The sequence below is a fragment of the uncultured Campylobacter sp. genome, assembly GCF_938045345.1.
Taxonomy (GTDB): domain Bacteria; phylum Campylobacterota; class Campylobacteria; order Campylobacterales; family Campylobacteraceae; genus Campylobacter_B.
In genome coordinates this window covers 56,307-62,306 of sequence record NZ_CALIMS010000059.1, presented here as the reverse complement: position 1 = coordinate 62,306, position 6,000 = coordinate 56,307, and the positions used below count along the sequence as shown (strand labels likewise).

Annotated in this window: 6 protein-coding genes and 1 other RNA gene; 5 read left to right on the top strand and 2 right to left on the bottom strand. The window is 45.2% G+C overall.

What is annotated here, in order from left to right:
- A partial coding sequence (gene queF / locus Q0144_RS10410) for a preQ(1) synthase (protein WP_298064071.1) occupies positions 1–298 on the top strand: 298 nt, incomplete at its 5' end.
- Positions 295–1,530: an HD domain-containing protein gene (locus Q0144_RS10405; RefSeq protein ID WP_298064068.1), complete on the top strand. Its 1,236-nt coding sequence runs from the start codon at positions 295–297 to the stop codon at positions 1,528–1,530. The genes queF and Q0144_RS10405, both read left to right, overlap by 4 nt.
- A gap of 3 nt (positions 1,531–1,533) precedes the next feature.
- Here the strand turns inward: Q0144_RS10405 and ffs are convergent.
- Positions 1,534–1,631: signal recognition particle sRNA small type (gene ffs, locus Q0144_RS10400), an RNA gene on the bottom strand.
- 47 nt (positions 1,632–1,678) lie between these two features.
- Here ffs and Q0144_RS10395 point away from each other — a divergent pair.
- From Q0144_RS10395 to Q0144_RS10385, 3 genes are all read left to right on the top strand, one after another.
- Positions 1,679–2,098: a hypothetical protein gene (locus tag Q0144_RS10395; RefSeq protein ID WP_298064066.1), complete on the top strand. Its 420-nt coding sequence runs from the start codon at positions 1,679–1,681 to the stop codon at positions 2,096–2,098.
- A 64-nt stretch (positions 2,099–2,162) separates the two neighbouring features.
- The gene (gene typA, locus Q0144_RS10390; RefSeq protein WP_298064064.1) at positions 2,163–3,965 is read left to right on the top strand and encodes a translational GTPase TypA; all 1,803 of its coding nucleotides are present in this window, start codon (positions 2,163–2,165) and stop codon (positions 3,963–3,965) included.
- Positions 3,966–4,077: 112 nt separating this feature from the next.
- Positions 4,078–4,665 (top strand): HAD-IB family hydrolase, encoded by a 588-nt coding sequence (locus tag Q0144_RS10385; protein ID WP_298064062.1) that lies wholly within the window; start codon positions 4,078–4,080, stop codon positions 4,663–4,665.
- 429 nt (positions 4,666–5,094) lie between these two features.
- On the opposite strand, the gene Q0144_RS10380 is transcribed toward Q0144_RS10385, so the two are convergent.
- A complete protein-coding gene (locus Q0144_RS10380; RefSeq protein WP_298064061.1) occupies positions 5,095–5,907 on the bottom strand; it encodes a transporter substrate-binding domain-containing protein in 813 nt (270 codons plus the stop codon).
- Between the last annotated feature and the right edge of the window lie 93 nt (positions 5,908–6,000).

Here is a 6,000-nt window from a genome sequence, read left to right as displayed (position 1 = left end):
GATAAAAATTACCCTGCCCGAGTTTTGCTGCCGCTGCCCACGCTCTGGCTATCCGGACTTTGCGACGATCTATTTGGAATATATCCCTGACAAGCTCGTAGTCGAACTTAAAGCGATCAAACTTTACATAAATTCCTTTATGAACCGCTACATCAGCCACGAAGATAGCATAAATGAAATTTACGGCGCGCTGCAAAGTAAGTTAAAGCCTAAATTTATGAAAATCAGGGGTGATTTTAATCCGCGCGGCAACGTCCACACCGTAATCGAAATAAACTCGGATCAAATTTACCGATGATAAGCTCAAATTTAGTCGAACAAATTTTTAAATCCGCGAGCATTAGCCGCTGGAACGATTACCCAAAGATGGTGAGCTTAGTTGAGCTTGACAAACAGGCACATAAATTTATCATCGCTTATTTTATCGCTAGCTTTGAGCGCGATGTGGATATCAACTACGTAATCGAAGCGGGGATTTTCGAGTTTTTAGCGCGCATCGTCGTGACCGACATCCGTCCGGACGTCTTTCATCAGATCCAAAAAACCAAGAAAAAAAAGATCAACGAATGGGTTTTAAGCGTCCTAGAAAGTGATCTTTTGCCTATTCAAAATGGCGAGTTTTTAGATCGATTTAAAAAATATCTAAATTCCAAAGATCATAAGAAAGAAGCCGTAATCTTAAAGGCGGCTAGTTACCTCTCTACGCGGTGGGAATTTAACATCGTCTATCAAACTAGCCAGTTTTTAAACGATATCGAGGAGTTAAAAGCCAAGGTTGAGGAGGAGCTCGAGGATTATTATGAGCTAATCGGCGTACGAAAGATCGTGATGAATAAAAAGCTCGCCCGCATAGTTGATCTTAGTGGTAGACTTCGTTTTCAAAAGCGCTGGGCGCAGACGCCGCGCATCCCTGAGACATCGGTGCTAGGACACATGCTGGTAGTCGCGATTTTAAGCTACTTTTTCTCGCTTGAAGTGGATGCGTGCCGCTCGCGCACGGCTTATAATTTTTTCTGTGCGTTATTTCACGATCTGCCTGAAAGCCTCACTCGCGACATCATTAGCCCCGTAAAATACGGTGTCAAAGGTCTTAGCGACATCATAGGCGAATATGAGATGCGGCTAATAGACGATAAAATTTTGCCTTTCGTGCCGGAGCATATGAGAGATGATTTCAGCTATATTTTGGGTATCCGCAAAGAGGGCGGTAAATTTATAAAAGATGAGTTTGAAAACCGCACCTTCGAGCTAGGCAAGGAGCCTAAATTTGCAGAAGGCAGCCTAAAGATGTTTAACGAAGATAAATTTCGCGCAATCGACGGCAAGGCGCTTAAGTATTGTGATAAGCTAGCGGCATTTTTTGAGGCGGGGATTTCGATTAGCTACGGCGTGAAAAGCAAGGAGCTGCTTAGCGGGTATAATTCGATGTTAGAGTTTTTCAAATCAAAGCCAAAAATTGAAGGCGTCGATTTTCAGAGTGTTTGCGAGGATTTCAAAGAGCATTTCGGACTTAATAGGATCGATTTATAAAACCCCTTCCCAGATGGCTGCGGCACATGCGAGATCTAAGTGCTCTGCTGTATTCCTACCCTGAAGCGGTGCCTAAAAAAAGCATTGCACAGGTCTAAGAAAGGGCAAATGGGATTATATGGAAATGTTTCTTAAAGTAAGGTTATAAATGAATTTCAAAAATCATCTTTTATCCGTATTTCGCGAGGTTTTTATCCCTCATCATCGCTCTATTGAGTTTAGAGCCAAAATTTTTGCCGCTATGCTGCTTGCCAAAAAGAAGCAGACCGACGAGGATTACGACGCGATCAAAGATATAGCTGGCGAAATTTATCCGGGTGATGAGCAGCGCATCGGCGTGCTGGTCTCCATCGTAAAAGAGTATATCTTAAAGGCGAAAACTTATAAAAGCTTAAATTTAGATTCGCTTTTAAAAGAGATCGACAGAGATATCAAAAATAACAAAAAATATATCAAAAAAATTGATTTTTCGCATCTACGCCGTTTGATTGGAGATGATGACGAGGACGCGTTGATCCAACAGCGCGTGTATGAGTTTTTTGTCTGCGAAGTCAAAGAGTATTTGTAAATTTTTATCTTAAGAATTTTTTTAGTATAATCATCAGTTTTTGAAATTATAAACGGAGAAAAATTTGGAAAATATCAGAAATATCGCGGTTATCGCACACGTCGATCACGGCAAGACCACTATCGTAGATGAGCTTTTAAAACAGTCCGGCACCTTTGGTAATCACCAAGAAGTCGGCGAGCGCGTGATGGACAGCAACGACATAGAGCGCGAGCGCGGCATTACGATACTATCCAAAAACACTGCCATCCACTACGGCGGCGTTAAAATTAATATCATCGACACTCCGGGTCACGCCGATTTCGGCGGCGAGGTCGAGCGCGTGTTAAAAATGGTAGACGGCGTTCTTTTGCTCGTCGACGCGCAAGAAGGCGTTATGCCTCAGACAAAATTTGTTGTAAAAAAGGCACTATCTTTGGGTCTCAGGCCGATAGTGGTTGTAAATAAAATCGACAAGCCCGCAGCCGATCCGGACCGCGTGGTAAATGAAATTTTCGATCTTTTCGTAGCGCTTGACGCAAACGACGAGCAGCTTGAGTTCCCCGTCATCTATGCCGCGGCCAAAAACGGCTACGCAAAATACGATTTAAGCGATGAGAGCACCGACATGAAGCCGCTTTTTGAGACGATCATCTCTCACGTCCCTACTCCGAGCGGCAGCGACGATAATCCTTTGCAGCTGCAGGTTTTCACGCTCGATTATGATAACTACGTCGGTAAGATCGGCATCGCTAGGATTTTCAACGGCACGATAAACAAAAACCAAAGTGTTATGCTAGCCAAAGCCGACGGCACGCATATAAATGGTAGAATTTCAAAACTGATCGGTTTTAACGGGCTTGAGCGCACCGATATTGATACGGCGGGCACGGGCGACATTGTGGCGATTGCTGGCTTTGACGCGCTTGACGTAGGCGATAGTATCGTCGATCCCAATAATCCGATTCCGCTTGATGCGCTGCATATCGAAGAGCCGACCCTTAGCGTAATTTTTAGTGTAAATGACGGACCACTAGCCGGCACGGAGGGCAAATTCGTGACCTCAAATAAAATTGATGAGCGCTTAGAAGCGGAGATGAAAACCAACATCGCGATGCGCTATGAAAACGCGGGTGAGGGAAAATTTAAAGTAAGCGGCCGCGGCGAGTTGCAGATTACGATTTTAGCTGAAAATATGCGCCGTGAGGGCTTTGAGTTTTGCCTCGGGCGCCCGGAAGTCATCATCAAAGAGATCGACGGCATCAAATGCGAGCCTTTCGAGCATCTAGTCATCGACGCGCCCGATGATTGTACCGGCACCGTCATCGAAAAGCTCGGTCGCAAAAAGGCCGAGATGAAGGTGATGAATCCTACCGGCGACGGTCAGACGCGCATGGAGTTTGAGATCCCCGCGCGCGGTCTTATCGGCTTTCGCTCGCAGTTTTTGACCGATACTCGCGGCGAAGGGGTGATGAATCATAGCTTTTTGGAATTCCGCCCCTTCATCGGCGCGGTCGAGAAGCGACAAAACGGCGCGCTCGTGAGCATGGAAAACGGAGTGGCGCTAGGATACAGCCTGTGGAACCTGCAAGATCGCGGCGTGCTTTTTATCGCTCCGCAGGCGAAGGTCTATCTGGGTATGATCATCGGCGAGCACAGCCGCCCGAACGATCTGGACGTCAATCCGATCAAGGGTAAAAATTTAACCAACGTCCGCGCCAGCGGCAGCGATGATGCGATCAAACTCGTGCCGCCGCGAGCATTAAATTTAGAGCGCGCTTTGGAGTGGATCGAGGAGGACGAGCTTGTGGAGGTCACGCCCGTAAATATCCGCGTGCGCAAGCGATACCTGGACCCTACAACGCGCAGACGAATGGCTAAAAAATAGAATTTCAAAATGAAATTTTAAAATTCGGCGTGAAATTTAGCTTTTAAATTTCACGCCTTTTTTATAGACAAATTTTAAAATTTGAGCTGCTAAAATTTTGCTAGGAGAGGCAATGAATCTTGTTTTATTCGACTTTGACGGCACGATCACGCGTGATGATTCGCTGCTCGAGTTCGTCGCCTACGTAGTCGGATTTAAGAAATTTTTTCGCGGGATTTTGGTGCTATCGCCCATTTTGGTGGCGTATAAACTAGGCCTTGCGAGCAATAATTTTACGCGCAGAAAGCTCTTGGGCTACTTTTTTGCGGGCATGAGCGCCGATAAATTCGATAAAATTTGCAAAAAATACTCCACCACTCACATCGAAGATATCCTAAAACAAAGCGCGATGGACAAGATCGCAAGCTACAAAGCCGCAGGCGATAGGGTAGTCATCGTCACTGCCTCGCTCGAAGATTGGCTACGTCCGTGGTGCGACGCACAGGGCTTGGAGCTTTTAGGCACTAAAATACGGCGCAAAGGCGGCATCATCACGGGCGAGATCGAGGGGCAGAACTGCTACGGCGCGCAAAAGGTCGCTCGCGTGCGCGCAGCATACGACGTGCAGGCTTTCGATCGCGTTATCGCTTACGGCGACAGCAGGGGCGATCGCGAGATGTTAGAATTCGCTGACGAGGCGCACTACAAGGCGTTTGAGTAAATTTCTGCGACCACAAAGCTTAAACGATAACATCTGCGACGACCGCGCTTTTGCCGTGAGCAGAATTTACCTCACGCGGAATTTTATCCTTTTAAATCTATCGCGCTTATCTGCGGAATTCTACACCGCACGATAAATTTTATATTTTATCGCAGCGCAAAAGCCATGAGTTACGAAATTGTGTTGCAGCACGGGATTTTAAAATTCTCGGTGCGGGTAAAATTCTAAAATTCTGTTCGTAGCGTAGAATTTTGCTTCAAATAGAATAGATGTTTTTAAACCGAGCGTGAGATAAAATTTTAAATTTTGAAATTTTGCGGAATTTCTCGCTTACTAAAATTTTAGAATTTGCAGATTTTAAAATTCCACTCGCCGCGTGCGAAGCGGAATTTTAAAATTTTAAAGCCCTGCGCCTTAGAATTCTAAGACCTAAAGCATATTATAAATTCCGTCTAGCAGGAAGTATTTTTTATCCGCCGTGCCGCGGTAAAATGGCTCGAAAGTGTCCTCATAAGCCTTTTTGAAAAAGCCCTCTTTGCTTAGTTTGATTAGATCGGCATTGATGAAATCAAGCAAGCTTTGATTGCCTTTTTGCACGCCGACGCCTAAGAATTCCGCCGCGCCTAGGTTTTTAAATGGCACTTCGAGCGTATTGTCCACGACGGCGTAGGCTAGGACGATGATGTTGTCGTTTGCGTAACCGTCGGCTCTGCCGTCCTTCATCATCGCATAGCACTCGGAGGTATTTTTGCAGTAAACTAAATTGCTAAATTTCTCTTTGCGTAGATAGCGCTCGGTCATCGAGCCGTTTGGGTTCTTTTCAATTGAAATCCTCATATCGCGAACTTGCGCGAAGTCCTTCACTTGATCCTCTTTACGCGTTACAATGCCAAAATTTACCGATAGATACGGAAGTGAGAAATCCACCTGCTTCTTACGCTCTTGCGTAATCATAAAGGTACCGATGACCATATCGACCTTGTTATTTTTCAAAAACGGGATTCTATCGCCTGCGGTTACGGCTACGAACTGCACTTCGCCTTTTTTATCGCCGAAAATGTCTTTGGCGATTGAGCTAGCAAGCTCAATTTCAAAGCCCTCAAACTTGCCGTTATTAGACTCGCTTAGTGGCGGACGACCTTCGCGCACGCCCACTCTGATAACACCTGCCTGCCTGATTTCATCTAGTGTATTTGCAAAAATGCTAGCGCAAAATAAGGCTAAAATAAAAAGTAATCTCATAAAAAGCCCCCTACTTTTTAGTTTTGAAATAATTATAGCACTATATATTTTAGAGAAAATAAATGCAAGCGGTTTAAAATTTAATCACCGCGC